Here is a 17,793-nt window from a genome sequence, read left to right on the forward strand (position 1 = left end):
GACAAGGCTGGGGGCGCTAACGGGGCCATATCTGTTGGCAGTGGGCGCGCCGCCCTTCGGGTTAAATGGGGAATGCTGGCGAGGGGCCGCTGTGCTCAAAATGCCAGACCGCTTCCCAGGTGTCGCCGCGCCGTTCCAGCACCAGCGCATTGCGCTCGGCCACATAGCGCAGGGCCTGCCCGGGGATGCGCCGGATGCGGATGCGGTGGCCGGGCAGGGGCGCTTCGCCCAGGCGCGAAAGTGCCCCCAGCGTCCGCGCCCAGGCGCGCGGCGGCGGGCGGTGCGTGATGCCTGAGGCGACCAACTGGTGCAGCATTTGCCCATTGCGCGCGGCCATCGTGGCGCGGGTGGCCAGGTGGATCTCGCCCGATAGAATGGTGACGTCCTGCCCCTCTTGCTCCTGCATCTGCATCATTGCGCGCAGCATACGGCGCCAGCTGTCGCGGTGCGCGCGGCTTTGCCATTGGTCGCGCAGGTCGTCCTCGTACTTCTGCATCTTGGGCGTCAGCACCATCAGTGCCTCCAGAACCGACAGGCGTGGCCCGAGCAGGGGGACAGAGGACATCACCAGTGTCCGGCCTTCGAACTCGGCCTTCGCGTGGGCCTCCACATCCGCCCACCCGCCGTCGTCCATCACCTGCCTGCGCGTCCTCTCGGATCGCAGGTCCGGTCCCAGCAGGCGCAGGCCCGGAGCTTCTACCGCCCAGTTGAGGTGATATCCTTCAGGGTCGGCAAAGCGCGGCGGCAAGTCGCCCGACACGGTGCCGTGCTGGAACGCAAGCGCCGCTTCTTTGGCGACCTCGAAAAGTACCTTCCCCACAGCAGAATAGGTGCGCGATCGCGGCAGCGATCCCCATCCGTCGCAGATGTCATGGTCATCCCACTGCGCCAGACTTGGGGCACGGGCCACGAGCCAGGCGTAGTCAGCATGCTGCAACTGCGTGATGTAGCGCTCTGCGAAGCCCTCCCGCAGGTGGGTGCGCAGATCGTCAAGATCATGGGGCAGCGGATCACGGGGCAGCTTCTCGGGCCAATCCTCCGAAAGCGGATGGCCCTTTGTGGCCTCATCGGCATAGACCTGATCGCCGCCGTGCAGCAGCAGCGCAAAGGGCGCTGCGCGGTGTTGTACTGCCAGATGGGCCCACATGGCGTTGCGCTCATCCTCATCGCGGTCCAGGTCGCCGTGCTCTTCGCCGTTGCACGAGGCATAGGCCAGGCGCAGATCCCCGCTGAGGTTGCTTGCGATGTCGAACCTGGTGCCGTCCCACTCATAGGCGGAGGGCGCGTCGGCGGGCAGGGTGAAACGCGCGCGCCACAGTTGTGCTGGGCCGTAGGCGATCAGCGGCTGCACGGGCACGTCAATGCCCGCAATCCGGATCGGTGGGACGGGCTGCCCCGGAGGTGCCACAAACACAGCCGCAAGGTGCATTCGCCCCTCGGCGATTTGGTCGAGGATCAGAAGGGGGCCGAGGGTGCGGTCAACCACCGACGCTACACGTCCTCAATCCGTAGCGCGACCGGCGCGCCCGCGACGACGCCCGTGTCCGGCAGCGCCGCCAGGGCCGCGTCCAGATCGGGTCGTGCGCTTTTGTGGGTGATGATCAGGACCGGCGCGTTGGTGCCGTCATGGTCGTACTGGCGCATCCGATCAATGGAGATGCCGTTTTCGCCCAGGGCCGTCGCGACCTTCGCCAAGGCGCCCGGCTTATCGATCAACTCCATGCGCAGGTAAAAACAAGCCGGGCTTTCCGCATTTGCGGGCGGCGCTGTCGTCAGGCTACCTGCGGGCTGGCCAAAGACCGGCAGCCGCAAGCCGCGCGCGATATCGCAGATGTCGCCGACCACGGCGGAGGCCGTCGGGCCTTCGCCCGCGCCGGGGCCGCGCAGCACGATTTGCTCGACCGCGTCGCCCTCGATCACCACCATATTGGTGCCGCCGACGAGCTGTCCCAAAGGCGACGTCGCTGGGACAAGACAGGGCGTCATGCGCTGCTCCAACCCCCGGCCAGTCATCTGGGCCACGCCCAACAGCTTGATCTTGTAGCCTAAATCCCCCGCGCGCCGGATGTCATCGATGGAGACCGCGCCGATGCCCTCCAGTCGCATGTCGTCGAAAGCGACCTTGTTGCCGAACGCGATGGAGGCCAAAAGCGCCAGCTTGTGGCCCGCGTCGATGCCGCCCACGTCGAGGTTCGGGTCCGCCTCTAGGTATCCCAACCCATCGGCCTCATCGAATGCCTCTTGGTACGAAAGCCCGGCCTCGTCCATCCGCGTCAGGATGTAGTTGCAGGTGCCGTTCATCACGCCCATGACGCGGGTGATGCGGTTGCCCGCGAGCCCCTCGGTCAAGCTTTTGATCACCGGAATGCCGCCCGCCACGGCGGCCTCATACCGAAGGGCCACGCCCTGTTCCTCGGCCAGTTCCGCCAGCGCTTGCCCGTGGTGGGCCAGCAGCGCCTTGTTGGCCGATACCACGTCCTTGCCTGCCGCGAGGGCGGCCTCGGTCGAGGCTTTTGCCGGCCCATCCTCGCCGCCCATCAGCTCCAGAAACACATCAACATCGTCGCGCTTGGCCAAAGCGACCGGGTCATCTTCCCAGGCATAGGCCGATAGGTTCACGCCGCGATCCTTGTCGCGCGACCGCGCGGAGACGGCGGAAATCGTGATGTCGTGACCTGTGCGCGCGGACAGCAGTGCCGCCTGTCGCTGGACGATCTTCACAACGCCGATGCCCACGGTGCCAAGCCCTGCGATGCCAAGTCTGAGAGTGTCGGTCATGGGGGCCTCCGGGCGCATCTGGTTCAATCGCGCCGGGTGTAGCGGCTTCGCCTTAGCGCTGCAACGCGCGCGCGGCGCTAAAGTGCGATCAGGTCACAAAGACATCGCCCGCAGCCAGGCCGCGCGGCGGCGCAGATCCTCGGCGCGGGCCTCCAGACTGCTGCCTTCGGAGGCTGCCGTGCGAACCAAAGGCGCCTCGGCCTGGGCCAGCAGCGGGCCAAGGGGGACAAGGCTGGGAAATCCGGCGGCGCGTGCCTCCGGGCTCAACTCGCCCTGCAGGTCAGGCATGGCGGGGCCACAGGCAAGGGGCAGCAGACAAAGGAGCAGGGCAGCGGATCTCATGGCTCAGGCGTAGCGGATGGGTGGGGGGCAAGTCCAGATGGGACCGTTATCGCAGTTGAATTGAACGCATGTTCATATAATCATCCGGCCATGGCACGCACCCAAGGCAGTCACGCGGGCACCACCGGCCCAAAGGTCCGCGAAACGGCCCTACGCCTTTTCGCGCAGCACGGCTATGCCGCCGTTTCCATGCGCCAGATCGCCCGTGAGGTGGGGGTTCAGGCGGGCGCGCTCTACCTCTATACGCCTGACAAACAAGCGCTTTTGTTCGAGCTGATGCGCGGCCACATGGAGGAACTGCTGGCCGATTGGACGCCGCCGGGCGGCGGCCCGCTGGCCGAGCTAGAGGATTTCGCCCGCCACCATATCCGCTTTCACCTCGACCGGCCCGACCTGGTGTTCATCGCTTATATGGAGCTGCGCAACCTGACGCCCGAGAACTTCGCCGTCATTGAGGGACTGCGCGGCACCTATGAGGCGCGGCTGGAGGACATTTTGCGTGCAGGCGTTGCCGAGGGCGCCTTTGACGTGGCCGATCTGCGGCTGGCGACCATGGGGCTGATCTCGATGCTGACAGGCGTGACGACGTGGTTTCGCGACGGCGGGCGGCTAACGCGCGCCGATGTGGAGACGATTTATTGGGATATGGTGCGCCGGGCTGTCGGCGCCTAAGTGTCTGACGGAAGGCGGTTATTCTGCAGGAACCACGGGCACTCGCTGTTCTTGCGTGCGCGGGAAGGCCACCAGCCGTCCTTGATCTTCGTCCCACAGCTTCAAGGTGAACGAGCGCAGCGCCTCCCGCCAGCCGATGGTCTGCACCTCGTAATGCTGTCTCAGCGCGCGATGGCAGGCGCGCAGGCGGTAGCTAGGTATATTGGCGTTGAAATGGTGGATGTCGTGATAGGTGATGTTGGCCACGGCCAGGTCAAACCACCACCCCAGATCGAGCGCGGAAGATCCCTGCAGCGCCGCGCGTGCGGGGTTCAGGGTCGGCTTGCGGTCCCACCAGGTATCCTCGAAATTATGCTGCAGGTAGACGAGGAACACACCCAGGCAGCCCGCCCAAAAGACGGTGCCCGCATAGATGATCAGGCCCGGAACGCCCGCGACATACCATAGGAAAGTGACCCAGCCCGCGAGGCCGAGGTTATGGGCAACAACTTGAAAAGGTGCGATTTTCGCGGCGTTCTTGGGCCAGCGGTAGGCCAGCGCGTAGGTGTAAAGCCCACCCAGGGGGATCAGGATCAACGGGTTGCGGTAAAGGCGATATCCCAGGCGTTTCCAGAAACCCGCTTCCTGCCATTCGCGCAGTGTCATCGTGAAAATCTCGGTCGTGTCACGCTCTTCCAGATTGCCCAGATGGCTGTGATGCTCATTATGATTGTGCTGCATGACCGCGAATGGGGTGAGGGTAAACACGCTGAGGGCATGTCCCGCGATGGTGTTCAGACGCGAGGTTGAGAACAGCGAATTATGGCCGGTGTCGTGCTGCAACACATAAAGCCGGACCCCGATTGTGGCGTTTACCATGATCAGCGGCACCACGAGCCAGGCGTTGGGCCAGGCCCATATGGTGAGGGCAAGCGTCGCAAAATAAGCAATGAAAGTAAGGATGTAGCTGGCAGCGGCCAGCCTGTCGTCGCGCGCGGTCCAGTCGCGGGTGAAGCGCCTGATCTCGCGCTCCGCCTCGCGGCGGTAATTCGGGGTGATCTCGGGAAGGGACGATGTGGCGTGCATGGGTCCGGTCCAGGTCTCAGATGGTTTGAATTAAGATGTCTCTACTTTGGTAAATGGAGGGGCGTTTCCCGTTGGATGATATTTAGGAAGCCACTTTGGGCCTTCAACGTGTCATGGCGGGAAAAACCGCGCAACGAGGCCGCCTAATTCTTACGCAGTTGCGCAGAATTCGGCGCAAAGGAATTAGGGTTTTCCTCGGGATGCCTGCGCTGATATGGGTTTGAACGGCGTTCAAGGAGGTCCTTCGGTGGCAGGAAAAGTAGAGGCCCGCAAAGCGGCGTTGCGCGAAAAACTGATCGATCTGGCCGAGGCTCAGATCGAGGCAGAGGGGTTGGCGTCCTTGCGCGCGCGCGAACTGGCGCGGCAAGCGGGCTGTGCCGTGGGCGCGATTTACACGCATTTTGAAGACCTTAACGCCCTGACCCTGGAGGTTAACGGGCGCACCTTTACGCGTCTTGGTGCGGCAGTCGGCGCGGTTGTGGATGATGGCGCGGGGCAGGCGCCCAACGCGCGCCTGATCGCGATGTCCCATGCCTATCTGGCGTTCGCGCGCGAGCACCCGAAACTGTGGCGCGCGCTTTTCGACGTAGAGATGCGCAGCGATGGGCCGGTGCCGGAATGGTACGGGCGCGCGATGGCGCAGCTTTTTGCCTATATTACGGAGCCTTTGGCCGAGATCTTCCCGGATTTCGACGCCGCAGGGTTGGACCTGATGACGCGCACGCTGTTCTCTAGCGTGCATGGGATCGTGCTTCTGGGCCTGGAAAACCGCATCTCTGGCGTGCCGGGAGAGCAATTGAAGACGATGATCCGCCTGCTTCTGGAGCAAGTCGGTCAGAAAAAGTGAACGCTGTTCAAAATAGTTCTTGAACAGCGTTCACAGAATCGCCTATATCCAATTTGTGAACGATGTTCATTATTTGGAGAGCTAGGATGTTCAGAACTTTGACGACCCTCGTGAACGGCGCCAATACCCGCGCGGAAGAGCGGGTGAGGGACCACTACAGCATTGAACTTATTGACCAAAAGATCCGCGAGGCAGAGGCGAGCCTGAAGGCGGCGAAGTTTTCGTTGGCCTCGTTGATCCAGCGCGAACGCTCGGAAATGCGCCAGGTTGAGGCGCTGGAAAACCGGGTCACGGACCTGACAAGCCGCGCCAAACTGGCGCTGGCGGATGGGCGCGAAGATATGGCGACGGAGGCCGCGGGCGCGATTGCGCAGCTGGAGAATGAGCTGGCCGTGCGGCGCACCACGGTGGAGCGGCTGGAGACGCGGATCTTGAAGCTGCGCCACTCGGTCGAGGGCGCGAGCCGCCGAATTACCGATCTAAAACAAGGGGCTATCGCCGCGCGAGCGGCGAAGAAAGAGGCCGATATCCAGCGCCATCTGGGCCGCCACGTGTCCCAGGACACGGCGTTCGAGGAGGCGGAAGAACTGATCGCCCGGGTCCTAAACCGCGATGACCCGTTCGAGCAGACGCAGATCCTGCGCGAAATCGACGAGGGGCTGGACCGGTCCGATATGACCGAGCGCCTCAGTGATGCGGGCTACGGCGACCCGCTGAAATCAACCGTCGCCGACGTGATGCAACGCCTGCGCGCGAACACCTGAATTCAATTGGCCTGCCGCGCATTGCGCTACTTGAGGCCGTTCCAAAGGAGAAGACCTATGATTGATCGTCACCACAACACCCTGATTATGAATCTGAATTTCCTGGGCGTCGCCGTCGCCTACGGGCTGCTTGGCATGTCGCTTTGGCTGTCCACCGACGTGCCGCTGGCCACGAAAGGCTATTGGGGGATGGGCATTCTGCTGCTGACCCTGAGCCTGATCAACGTGGTGAAATACCGCTTCGACATGCGCTTCAGCGACGACCGTTTGCGCAAGATCGAGGACGCGAAGAACGAGAAGCTGCTGGAAGAGGCGCTGAAAGAAGAGGTCTGACGGGCACCGTCGAGCGTAAAAGAATGGCCGCTGGGGGAGTTCCTCGGCGGCCATGTCCGTCTGTCGTTAACCATGATCCCAACCCTGGCGGGTATATCAATGGTATATCAATTGCTGTGTCACAGGTTCGCGTAGATCGGGAAACGGTCGCACATCTCCTGCACCTCGGCGCGGACCTTGGCTTCGACCGCCTCATTGCCGTCCTCGCCATGGGCCGCGAGACCGTCGACAACCTCGACAATCCAATCGGCGATCTGGCGGAACTCAACCTCGCCAAATCCGCGCGTCGTTCCGGCGGGGGAGCCGAGCCGCAGGCCGGAGGTGATCATCGGCTTCTCGGTGTCGAAGGGAATGCCGTTCTTGTTGCAGGTGATGTGGGCGCGCCCCAGGGCCTTCTCGGCGGCGTTGCCCTTGACGCCCTTGGGGCGCAGATCGACCAGCATCAAATGCGTGTCGGTGCCGCCGGTAACGATGTTCAAACCGCCCTCAATCAGCTGCGCGGCCAGCGCTTTTGCGTTGGCGATGACCTGGGTTTGGTAGTCCTTGAACTCGGGGCGCAGGGCCTCGCCAAAAGCCACGGCCTTACCGGCGATCACATGCATCAGCGGACCGCCCTGGATGCCGGGGAAGATGGCGGAGTTGCATTTCTTCGCAATCGCCTCGTCATTGGTGACGATCATTCCGCCGCGCGGGCCGCGCAGGGTCTTGTGGGTCGTGGTCGTGGCGACATGGGCGTGGGGGAACGGCGAGGGGTAGTGGCCAGAGGCGACCAAGCCCGCGAAATGCGCCATGTCCACCAGCAGATAGGCGCCCACGGTATCGGCAATCTCGCGCATCTTCGCGAAATCAATCACCCGGGGAATGGCAGAGCCGCCCGCGATGATCATCTTCGGCTTATGCTCCGCGGCAAGGGCCGCGATCTGGTCGTAGTCAATCTCCAGATCGCTTTCGCGCACGCCGTATTGCACCGCGTTGAACCACTTGCCCGACTGGTTGGGCCGCGCGCCGTGGGTGAGGTGCCCGCCGGCGTCAAGCGACATGCCAAGGATCGTATCGCCAGGCTGCAAGAGGGCCGTGAAGACCCCCTGGTTGGCCTGGCTGCCAGAATTCGGCTGGACGTTGGCGAAGTCGCACCCAAACAGCTGCTTGGCGCGATCAATTGCCAATTCCTCTGCGATATCAACATATTGACAGCCGCCGTAGTAGCGGCGGCCCGGATAGCCTTCGGCGTACTTGTTGGTCATCACGCCGCCCTGGGCCTCCATCACGGCGGCAGAGACGATGTTCTCGGACGCGATCAGCTCGATCTCATCGCGCTGGCGGCCAAGTTCTTGGCGGGTGGCGGCGAAAATCTCGGGGTCGCGGGTCTCAAGGCTTTCGGTGAAAAAGCCAGCGTCACGATGTGGGGCGTTCATGGGAAGCTCCTGCCTTGGGGAAACGGTTGCGGGGGATGTAGGCCAGAATGGGCCCTCGGGAAAGCCCGGATTGCGGCGCGATGCCCAGTAAAAGCGGCAAAACCGGTGCCGTTTGGGGCGTAAGCGGGATTGTGTTTCCCATAGGCGCGCGCAAGGGTGGGGCGGTAAGTCATTGATTGAAAGGGGCGTCCATGCCCTCGGCCCGCAACATCGCGTTCCTGGCGTCCGACACGCCGCTGGCCCAAGAGGCCAAGGTGGCGCTGGAGGCGCGTTATGGCGCTTTTGCGCCGGTGGACGCCGATGTGATCGTGGCCTTGGGGGGCGACGGCTTCATGCTGTCGACGCTACACGGCACCCGCGCGTTGCCCGCGCCGGTCTATGGCATGAACCGCGGCACGGTGGGGTTTTTGATGAACGCCTACGCCGAGGAGGGCCTGATCGGACGGCTGGAAGCGGCGGAAGAGGCGGTGATCAACCCGCTGCACATGCGCGCGGAATGCGTCGATGGCAGCGTGGTGGATGCGCTGGCGATCAATGAGGTGAGTTTGCTACGCGCAGGGCCGCAAGCGGCGAAATTGCGGATCTTCGTGGATGGCAAGTTGCGGATGGAGGAATTGGTCTGCGACGGCGCGCTGCTGAGCACGCCTGCGGGCTCCACCGCCTACAATTATTCGGCCCACGGGCCGATCCTGCCGATTGGTTCGGACGTTTTGGCCGTTACAGCAGTCGCGGCGTTCCGGCCCCGGCGCTGGCGCGGCGCGCTGCTGCCGAAATCGGCGCTGGTGCGGATCGAAGTGGTGGACCCAGACAAACGCCCGGTGATGGCAGACGCGGACAGCCGCTCCGTCAAAGGCGTAGCGGCGGTGGAGATCCGGTCCGAGCCGTCCGTTTCGCACCATCTGCTGTTCGATCCGGGCCATGGGTTGGAAGAGCGGTTGCTGCGCGAGCAGTTCCAGTAGCGGGTCCCAGGGGACCATGTTAGAGATTGTTGAGCGTTAAACTAATTTCCGGGAGGGTGTTGGGATGAGTGACGACAAAAAGGACGGTTTGCGCGAGGCCGCACTGTTCTATCACGAGAACCCCCGCCCCGGTAAGCTGGAGATCCGTGCCACCAAGCCGCTCGCCAACGGGCGCGATCTGGCGCGCGCCTATAGCCCTGGCGTGGCCGAGGCGAGCCTTGAGATCAAGGCCGATCCGGCCAATGCGGCGCGCTACACGGCGCGCGGGAACCTCGTCGCCGTGGTGTCAAATGGCACCGCCGTTTTGGGCCTCGGCAATATCGGGGCGCTGGCGTCTAAGCCGGTGATGGAGGGCAAGGCGGTTCTGTTCAAGAAGTTCGCCAACATCGACTGTTTCGACATCGAGGTGAATGAACCGGACCCGGAAAAGCTCGCCGATATCGTCTGCGCGCTGGAGCCGACATTCGGCGCGATCAACCTGGAAGACATCAAGGCGCCCGATTGTTTTATCGTTGAACAATTGTGCCGCGAGCGGATGGGAATTCCGGTTTTTCATGATGATCAGCACGGCACCGCCATTGTCGTCGGAGCGGCGGCGACCAATGCGCTGCGGGTGACGGGCAAGTCCTTTGACGAGATCAAGGTCGTCTCGACCGGCGGCGGGGCGGCGGGGATCGCTTGCCTCAACATGCTGCTGAAACTGGGCGTGCGGCGCGAGAACGTGTTCCTCTGCGATATCGACGGGCTCGTGTATGAGGGGCGCGGCGGTTCCACGCCGCAGAAAGATGCTTATGCACAGGGGACCGAGGCGAAGGGCCTGGGCGATGTGATCGCGGGCGCGGACCTGTTCCTCGGTCTGTCCGGGCCGGGCGTCCTGACGCCCGAGATGGTCGCCAAGATGGCGCCCGCGCCGATCATTTTCGCCCTCGCCAACCCCACCCCCGAGATCCTGCCCGATGATGCGCGTGCCGTGGCGCCCGATGCGATCATCGCCACGGGGCGCAGCGATTTTCCCAATCAAGTCAACAACGTGCTGTGTTTCCCCTTCATCTTCCGCGGCGCACTGGATGTCGGCGCGACCGAGATCAACGACGCCATGCAGATCGCCTGCATCGAAGGCATCGCGGCCATGGCGCGGGCCACAACCTCGGCAGAGGCCGCCGCCGCCTACCAGGGCGAGCAGCTGACCTTCGGGCCCGAGTACCTGATCCCGAAGCCCTTCGACCCGCGCCTGTCGGCGGTGGTCGCCAGCGCCGTGGCCAAGGCGGCAATGGAATCCGGCGTCGCGACGCGGCCCATCGAGGACCTCGACGCCTACCGGGCCAAGCTGAACCAGTCGGTGTTCAAATCAGCGCTTGTGATGCGGCCCGTGTTCGAGGCGGCGGCGACGGCGAAACGGCAGATCGTCTTCGCAGAAGGCGAGGATGAACGCGTGCTGCGCGCGGCCCAGGCGATGGTGGAAGAAACGACGGATATGCCGATCCTGATCGGCCGCCCCGAGGTCATCGACGCGAGGATTGAGCGGGCGGGGCTGGTGATCAGGCCCGGTCGGGACTTTCAATTGGTCAACCCTGAGAACGATCCCCGCTACCGCGATTATTGGGAAACATATCATAGGCTTATGGCCCGCAGTGGCGTGTCGCCGGATCTGGCGCGGGCGATCATGCGCACGAATACGACTGCAATCGGCGCCGTCATGGTGCAACGCGGCGAGGCCGATAGCCTGATTTGCGGGACGTTTGGGCAGTACCTCTGGCACCTCAACTACGTCACACAAATCCTCGGCGGAGAGGGGCACAAGCCGGTGGGCGCATTGAGCCTGATGATCCTGGAGGACGGCCCGCTTTTCATTGCGGACACCCAGGTGCATCCCGTGCCGACGCCCGAGCAGATTGCGGAAACCACGGTTGGCTGCGCGCGCCATGTGCGCCGCTTCGGGGTGGAACCCAAGATTGCGCTGTGTTCCGGCAGCCAGTTCGGCAACCTCGACAGCGCGTCGGGGCGGACGATGCGTGCCGCCCTCGACATGCTCGACAGCGAGGCGCGCGGCTTTGTTTATGAGGGCGAGATGCATGTCGACAGCGCGCTCGATCCTGAGTTGCGCGCCCGCGTGTTCCCCGATTGCCGCCTGGAAGGGGCCGCGAACGCGCTGATCTTCACCTCGACCGACGCGGCGAGTGCAACGCGTAACATCCTGAAAATGAAGGCGAATGCGCTGGAGGTCGGGCCGATCCTGATGGGGATGGGCAACCGCGCACATATCGTGACGCCCTCCATCACGGCGCGGGGCTTGCTGAATATCTCGGCCCTCGCAGGCACGCCCGTCAGCCTTTACGGCTAGCTGTGGAAAAACCTGTGGATAGCTTGTGTATATCTGCATCACACAGTGCCCTGTGACGGGCCCGAGTGTGGCGCGAAGACGCGCGATCTGGTAAGGGTGTAGCCCTACTCCTTCATGTCGGTGCCCCATGTCTGCCGAGGTTTTTCCCCTGTCCCACGATCCGTTTGCAGAGGATGCCAGCCGCCGCCCGTCGCAGGCGTTGCAGCAGTTGTCCCACGACATCCGCTCGGCCATGTCGGACGTTTTGGGTGGCATTCGACTGGTCGAGACGGCGCGACTGGATCCCCAGACACAGACCCAGATCGACCGGGTGCGCGCCGCCGCCGACACGCTGGCGGCGCTGGTCGATGACGCCCTTCTGACCGCCGCCGGTGAGACGTCGGTCGGCAATGAATTTGCCGCCGTCAACGTGGCGGAATGGGTGCGGGCGCTGGACCGCCGCTGGCGCGGGCGTGCCGCGGAGCGGGGGAGCCACTTCGCGATCCGTCCGGACGGTGACTTGCCAGAGCGGCTGAACGTCTCGGCAATCACCCTAGACCGGATCGTGGGCAATCTTGTGGGCAACGCCCTGGTCCATGCGGCTGGCGGCGATGTTGTGGTGGATCTGTCGTGTGATCCTGACAAGGGCTTCGAGATTAGCGTGACGGATCAAGGGCCTGGCTTCCCGCCGCATGTCCTGGGGCCGGACCACGGCCCCTCGGCCAGCAGCACCGGAAGCGGGTTGGGCCTGCAAATCGTGCGCGAGTTAAGCGCCGTATTGCCCGCTCGTCTTACCCTTACGAACCTGGCGCCCGAGGGCCAGGGATGCGCCCGCCTGGTGATCCCGCAAGACAAGGTGGATTGGGTCGCTGGTGGCCCGGCGCCGGTCGCGCCGCCGGATCTGGCGGGCCTGCGTATTTTGGTGGCCGAGGATAACCTGACCAACCAGACCATTCTGCGCCAGATGCTGGCGGCGATGAACGCCGAGACGCTTTTCGTGGCCGATGGCGTGGCGGCGATGGACGCCTTGGGGCGGGAGGAATTTGACATCGGGTTGATCGACATCGAGATGCCGCGGATGTCGGGCCTTGAGGTGATGGAGCAGGTGCGCGCCACACCCGATGCCCGCGCGAAGATGCCCCTGGTGGCGATCACCGCATACGTTTTGCGGGACAACCGGGAAGCGATTTACGCGGCAGGCGCCGACGGGATCATTGGCAAACCGATCGCCTCGAGCGCAGAGTTTGGCCGCACGATCCTGCGTCATGTGGGGCGACCCGCGGGGGAGCCTGACGCCGAAGATGTGCTTATGGGCCAAGGACTTGGGCCACAGATGGACGAGGCCAGGCTGGACCGTCTGCTGGACGCCGCCGGTGGGCCGGGCAGTGCGGAACTGCTCGACCGTGTGGTCGAAGATCTGACCGCGGTGCAGGTCGCGCTGGAGCGCGGGGTGGCAGAGGCCTCCGTCGCCGAGATCCGGGCGCAGACCCATATCCTCATCGCGATTTCTGGGGCTGTCGGGGCCGACCGACTGTGCCAGATGGCAGAGGTGCTCAATATTGCCGCCAAGCGCCAAAAGCTGGACCAACTGGGGCAGACCCATAAGCATCTGAAGCCGGATCTCGCGGACCTGCTGGAGCTGATCGGCAAGCGGCGGGCGACGCTGGGGTAAGGGCGCTTGCGCTGGCGCGCGCAACGTCCCACATTGCCTCGGACACGTCCCGCGAGGAGCCTTCCGATGGCCGACGAAACCTTAATCCAGCACGCGGCCCAAGTGCGTCTGAACGCCCATGCGCCGTATTCGAACTTCAAAGTTGGCTGCGCGATCCGCTCGGTGGAGGGAAACGTCTTTCTGGGCTGTAACGTCGAAAACGTGGCCTATCCTGAGGGCACCTGCGCCGAAGCGGGCGCCATTGCGGCCATGATCGCGGCGGGCGACACGCGCATTGCCGAGGTCGCGGTGATTGCCGACAGCCCCACGCCGGTGCCGCCCTGCGGTGGCTGTCGCCAGAAGCTGGCGGAATTCGCGCAGGGCGACGTCACGGTGACGCTGGCCACAACTCAAGGACCCACGGAGCGCACCGATGTGGCCACGCTTTTGCCGGGCCAGTTCACCGCCGCCCATATGGCGTCATGAGTGACGCGCGCACGATTCTGGCAAAGCTGCGCGATGGCGCGCGGCCGACGGAGGCAGAGTTGTTCTGGTTTGCCGAGGGCCTTGCTACCGGCACCGTCAGCGACGCCCAGGCGGGAGCCTTTGCCATGGCGGTCTGCCAGAAGGGCCTGGGCGACGAAGGACGGGTACAGCTGACCCGCGCCATGCGCGAGACCGGGCGCATCCTGCAATGGCGCCTCGACGGGCCGGTGATCGACAAGCATTCCACCGGCGGCGTGGGCGATTGTGTGTCGCTTCTGCTGGCGCCTGCGCTGGCGGCCTGCGGCGCGTTCGTGCCGATGATCTCGGGGCGCGGTCTGGGCCATACCGGCGGCACGCTCGATAAGCTGGAGGCGATCCCGGGCTATAACACGCAAGTGTCGCCCGACGATTTGCAAGAGATCGTGGCCGACATCGGCTGCGCCATTGTCGGGGCGTCAGACGATATCGCGCCAGCGGACAAACGGCTTTACGCGGTGCGTGATGTGACCGGAACCGTCGCCTCCATCGATCTGATCACGGCCTCGATCTTGTCAAAGAAGTTGGCGGCGGGGCTGGAGGCGCTGGTGCTGGACGTCAAGGTCGGCTCGGGCGCGTTCATGGGCTCGGAAACAGAGGCGCTGGCGCTCGCGCAAGCGCTGGTGGCCACGGCGCAGGGCGCGGGGTGCATGACGACCGCGCTTGTCACGGACATGAACCAGCCCTTGGCAGTTGCAGCGGGGAATGCACTTGAACTCATTGAAGTGATGAAGGTTTTGACCGGCGCGCAGCGCGACACGCCGCTTGAAAAGCTGACCGTGGCGTTGGGCGGAGAGCTGTTGGCCCTGGGCGGATTGGCGGCAGACGCGGCGGATGGCGAGGGGCGCATCATCGGCGTGCTGGAAGACGGCTCTGCGGCAGGTGTCTTCGCGGAAATGGTGGCGGAACTGGGCGGCCCGGTGGATTTCGTCGACCGCTGGCCGGACCGGTTGCCCGCCGCCCCGGTGATGATGGATGTGCATCCGGGCCAAGGCGGCTACGTGACCGCCATCGACACCCGCGCCTTGGGTGAGATCGTGGTGCAACTGGGCGGCGGACGGATGCGGGAGGACGACAGGATCGACCCGGCGGTCGGCCTCTCGGACATCGCGCGGCTGGGGGCGCGGGTGGACGACGCGACGCCGCTGGCGCGTATCCACACCGGCGACGAGGACAAGGGCCGCGCGGTCGCGGCGCGCCTGCGGCGGGCGTTCACCCTGTCCGATACGGCGCTGGAGGTGCCGCCCCTGATCCACGAGAGGATTGCCTGAGATGTCTCGTGCTTTCCTTGTGGTCATGGATTCCGTCGGCATCGGCGGTGCGCCGGATGCGGCGGAGTTCTTTAACGGCGATCTGCCGGACACCGGCGCCAACACCTTGGGCCACATCGCGAAGGCCTGCGCCGAGGGCGCGGCGGAAGAGGGTCGCAGCGGTACGTTGCGGATGCCCACGCTCGACGCCCTGGGCCTCGGGGCCGCGTTGGAACGGGCCAGTGGCGTGACCGTAAAGGGCCTTAGCGCTAAGCCAGACGGGCTCTGGGGCGCGGCGGAAGAGGTTAGCGCGGGCAAGGATACGCCCTCGGGTCACTGGGAACTGGCGGGCCTGCCTGTGCCGTGGGATTGGGGCTACTTCCCTGACAAGACGGACAGTTTCCCCCAGGACGTGTTGGAAGCGGTCCAGCGGTTGGCGGGCACGGACGGCGTTTTGGGCAACGTTCACGCCAGCGGCACCGAGATCATCGCGCGCCTAGGTCAGCAGCATGAGGAGACCGGCTGGCCGATCTGCTACACTTCTGCCGACAGCGTGTTCCAGATCGCCGCCCATGAGGAGAGCTTCGGGCTGGACCGCCTCCTGCGCCTGTGCAAAGACCTCGCGCCGCTGCTCCATGAACGCCGTATCGGTCGGGTGATCGCGCGGCCGTTCACAGGCCCGCCCGGCGCCTACGCGCGCACCGGCAACCGTCGCGATTATGCCATCGAGCCGCCGGGGCCGACGCTTCTGGATGCGGCTGCCGATGCCGGGCGCGAGGTGATTACCATTGGCAAGATCGGCGATATTTTTGCGGGTCGGAACACCGGAACAATGCTCAAAGGCACCGATGCGGTCTTGATGGACCACCTGGCGCAAAGCGTGGAAACGGCACCGGACGGTGCGCTGGTCTTCGCCAATTTCGTGGAGTTCGACAGCCTCTATGGCCACCGCCGCGATGTCTCGGGCTATGCGCGGCATCTGGAGTGGTTTGACGCAGCGATTGCGCCGGTCCTGGCGCGGCTGCGCGCGGATGATCTGATGATCCTGACGGCAGACCATGGCAACGATCCGACGTGGCCCGGCACGGATCACACGCGCGAACGCGTGCCGGTTCTTGCCAAGGGTCCGGTTTCCGGGCAGGGACGCGCGAAGCAATCGGGGCCGAGGGAAATCGGCGTGGTCGGGTTCGCCGATGTCGGTGCCTCGGTGGCGGCCCATCTGGGCCTGCCCTATCGTGGAGCGGGGAAGAGTTTTCTATGAGAGATCTGCCAAAGATCGAGCTGCATCTGCACCTGGAAGGGGCCGCCCCGCCTGCGTTCATCCGGGGCCTCGCCCAGGAAAAGCGCATTGATATCAGCGGGATATTTACCGAGGACGGCGGCTATGCCTACCGCGACTTCAACCACTTTCTTGAGGTCTATGAGGCGGCATGCTCGGTCCTGACAGGCCCGGAAGAATTCGCCCGCCTGACCCGCGCGGTCCTGGAAGAAAGCGCATCGCACGGCATTGTCTACTCCGAGGTCTTCCTGTCGCCCGATTTCTGCGGCGGCTCGGACATCACCTTGTGGCGTGAGTATCTCGCTGCCATCGAAGAGGCGGCGCAAGCCCTGCCCGAGGTCACCCTGCGCGGGATCATCACCTGTATCCGCCATTTCGGGCCCGAGCAGGCCAAGAAGACCGCCGCCTGCGCCGCCGATACCGCTGGCGATTTCATCACCGGCTTCGGCATGGGCGGGGCCGAGGACGTGGGCGCGCCCGGCGATTATGCCTGGGCGTTCGATTGCGCACGCGAGGCCGGGCTGCAGATCACGACCCATGCGGGCGAATGGGGCGGCGCAAAGTCCGTGCGGGACAGCATCGACGCGCTCAACCCGGTTCGGATCGGCCACGGGGTGCAGGCCATTGACGACCCCAGCCTGTGCGATCTGATCGCCGAGCGGGGCATCACGCTGGAGGTCTGCCCAGGTTCTAACGTGTTTCTGGGCGCCTACCCGAGCCTTGATAAACACCCGATTGAGCGTCTGCGCGAACGCGGCGTGAAGGTGACCGTGTCCACCGACGACCCGCCGTTCTTCCGCACGACGATGACGCAAGAATACGAAAATCTGGCCCGGACCTTCGGCTATGACGAAGCCGTTTTCGCCGAGTTGAACCAGACCGCGCTGGACGCGGCGTTCTGCGACGCGGCCACCAAAGAGATGATCCAAAAGAGGTTGAAGACGCCATGAGTGAACACCTTACCGTCGTTGATCACCCGCTTGTGCAGCACAAGCTGACCCTGATGCGCGATGAGGACTGCTCGACCAAGTCGTTCCGGCAACTCTTGCGCGAAATCAGCCACCTGCTGGCCTATGAGGTGACGCGCAACCTGCCGATGACGACGGTGACGGTGAACACTCCGCTGGAACCGATGCAGGCCCCCGCGATCAAGGGCAAGAAGCTGGCGCTGGTGTCGATTCTACGCGCGGGCAACGGGCTTTTGGACGGCATTCTTGAGCTGATCCCCAACGCGCGGGTCGGATTCGTGGGCCTCTACCGCGATCCCGAGACGCTGCAGCCGGTGGAATACTACTACAAAGTGCCCGAAGCCATGGAAGATCGGCTGACGATTGTGGTCGATCCGATGCTGGCCACGGGCAACTCGTCGGCTGCGGCGGTGACGCGGCTGAAAGAGGGCGGCGCGCGCAACATCCGGTTCCTCTGCCTTCTGGCGGCACCAGAAGGTGTGGCGCGGATGAAGGAAGCGCACCCCGATGTGCCGATTGTGACCGCCGCTTTGGACAGCCATTTGAACGATCACGGCTACATCGTTCCGGGCCTGGGCGACGCTGGCGACAGGATGTTCGGAACCAAATAATCGTTTGAGAGCCTTTA

At 64.4% G+C, this 17,793-nt stretch carries 17 protein-coding genes; 12 read left to right on the forward strand and 5 right to left on the reverse strand.

The annotated features are described in order from the left end of the window. Positions 1 to 61: 61 nt before the first annotated feature. From AC6I9R_RS08275 to AC6I9R_RS08285, 3 genes are all read right to left on the reverse strand, one after another. Positions 62 to 1,486, reverse strand: a complete 1,425-nt coding sequence (locus AC6I9R_RS08275; RefSeq protein ID WP_461425097.1) for an alkaline phosphatase D family protein — start codon at positions 1,484 to 1,486, stop codon at positions 62 to 64. Between the two features lie 5 nt (positions 1,487 to 1,491). Further along, the gene (locus AC6I9R_RS08280; RefSeq protein WP_461425098.1) at positions 1,492 to 2,778 is read right to left on the reverse strand and encodes a homoserine dehydrogenase; all 1,287 of its coding nucleotides are present in this window, start codon (positions 2,776 to 2,778) and stop codon (positions 1,492 to 1,494) included. Positions 2,779 to 2,871: 93 nt separating this feature from the next. Further along, a complete protein-coding gene (locus AC6I9R_RS08285) occupies positions 2,872 to 3,066 on the reverse strand; it encodes a hypothetical protein (protein ID WP_497863089.1) in 195 nt (64 codons plus the stop codon). Positions 3,067 to 3,210: 144 nt separating this feature from the next. Here AC6I9R_RS08285 and AC6I9R_RS08290 point away from each other — a divergent pair, with 144 nt between their 5' ends. Next, positions 3,211 to 3,792 (forward strand): TetR/AcrR family transcriptional regulator, encoded by a 582-nt coding sequence (locus tag AC6I9R_RS08290; RefSeq protein WP_461425100.1) that lies wholly within the window; start codon positions 3,211 to 3,213, stop codon positions 3,790 to 3,792. A gap of 18 nt (positions 3,793 to 3,810) precedes the next feature. Here the strand turns inward: AC6I9R_RS08290 and AC6I9R_RS08295 are convergent, their stop codons facing one another. Continuing rightward, the gene (locus AC6I9R_RS08295; RefSeq protein ID WP_461425101.1) at positions 3,811 to 4,857 is read right to left on the reverse strand and encodes a fatty acid desaturase; all 1,047 of its coding nucleotides are present in this window, start codon (positions 4,855 to 4,857) and stop codon (positions 3,811 to 3,813) included. 247 nt (positions 4,858 to 5,104) lie between these two features. On the opposite strand from AC6I9R_RS08295, the gene AC6I9R_RS08300 reads away from it, so the two are divergent. From AC6I9R_RS08300 to AC6I9R_RS08310, 3 genes are all read left to right on the forward strand, one after another. Then, entirely contained in the window at positions 5,105 to 5,704 is a 600-nt protein-coding gene (locus AC6I9R_RS08300; protein ID WP_461425102.1) for a TetR/AcrR family transcriptional regulator, read from the forward strand. Positions 5,705 to 5,790: 86 nt separating this feature from the next. After that, on the forward strand, positions 5,791 to 6,468 hold the full coding sequence (locus tag AC6I9R_RS08305) for a PspA/IM30 family protein (protein WP_461425103.1): 678 nt from the start codon (positions 5,791 to 5,793) through the stop codon (positions 6,466 to 6,468). A gap of 57 nt (positions 6,469 to 6,525) precedes the next feature. Beyond that, a complete protein-coding gene (locus AC6I9R_RS08310) occupies positions 6,526 to 6,801 on the forward strand; it encodes a YiaA/YiaB family inner membrane protein (RefSeq protein ID WP_461425104.1) in 276 nt (91 codons plus the stop codon). 119 nt (positions 6,802 to 6,920) lie between these two features. Here AC6I9R_RS08310 and glyA read toward each other — a convergent pair whose 3' ends face one another. Continuing rightward, positions 6,921 to 8,216 (reverse strand): serine hydroxymethyltransferase, encoded by a 1,296-nt coding sequence (gene glyA, locus AC6I9R_RS08315; RefSeq protein WP_461425105.1) that lies wholly within the window; start codon positions 8,214 to 8,216, stop codon positions 6,921 to 6,923. Between the two features lie 191 nt (positions 8,217 to 8,407). Between glyA and AC6I9R_RS08320 the strand changes: the two genes are divergently transcribed. The 8 genes from AC6I9R_RS08320 to upp all read left to right on the forward strand — a co-directional run bounded on the left by AC6I9R_RS08320 (position 8,408) and on the right by upp (position 17,776). Beyond that, complete coding sequence (locus AC6I9R_RS08320; protein ID WP_461425106.1) at positions 8,408 to 9,175, forward strand: NAD kinase; 768 nt, start codon at positions 8,408 to 8,410, stop codon at positions 9,173 to 9,175. A gap of 64 nt (positions 9,176 to 9,239) precedes the next feature. Continuing rightward, positions 9,240 to 11,516, forward strand: a complete 2,277-nt coding sequence (locus tag AC6I9R_RS08325; RefSeq protein WP_461425107.1) for an NADP-dependent malic enzyme — start codon at positions 9,240 to 9,242, stop codon at positions 11,514 to 11,516. A gap of 127 nt (positions 11,517 to 11,643) precedes the next feature. Beyond that, entirely contained in the window at positions 11,644 to 13,167 is a 1,524-nt protein-coding gene (locus AC6I9R_RS08330) for a response regulator (protein ID WP_461425108.1), read from the forward strand. Between the two features lie 66 nt (positions 13,168 to 13,233). Then, positions 13,234 to 13,632 carry a cytidine deaminase gene (locus tag AC6I9R_RS08335; RefSeq protein ID WP_461425109.1) on the forward strand — a complete coding sequence of 133 codons (399 nt, stop codon included), beginning with the start codon at positions 13,234 to 13,236 and terminating at the stop codon, positions 13,630 to 13,632. Further along, positions 13,629 to 14,939, forward strand: a complete 1,311-nt coding sequence (locus AC6I9R_RS08340) for a thymidine phosphorylase (RefSeq protein WP_461425110.1) — start codon at positions 13,629 to 13,631, stop codon at positions 14,937 to 14,939. The genes AC6I9R_RS08335 and AC6I9R_RS08340 overlap by 4 nt, the downstream gene beginning before the upstream one ends. A gap of 1 nt (position 14,940) precedes the next feature. Beyond that, positions 14,941 to 16,179, forward strand: a complete 1,239-nt coding sequence (locus tag AC6I9R_RS08345) for a phosphopentomutase (RefSeq protein ID WP_461425111.1) — start codon at positions 14,941 to 14,943, stop codon at positions 16,177 to 16,179. Further along, a complete protein-coding gene (locus tag AC6I9R_RS08350; RefSeq protein ID WP_461425112.1) occupies positions 16,176 to 17,147 on the forward strand; it encodes an adenosine deaminase in 972 nt (323 codons plus the stop codon). Before AC6I9R_RS08345 ends, AC6I9R_RS08350 begins: the two co-directional genes overlap by 4 nt. Next, complete coding sequence (upp, locus tag AC6I9R_RS08355) at positions 17,144 to 17,776, forward strand: uracil phosphoribosyltransferase (protein ID WP_461425113.1); 633 nt, start codon at positions 17,144 to 17,146, stop codon at positions 17,774 to 17,776. Before AC6I9R_RS08350 ends, upp begins: the two co-directional genes overlap by 4 nt. Positions 17,777 to 17,793 lie beyond the last annotated feature (17 nt).

This window comes from Gymnodinialimonas sp. (assembly GCF_059726805.1).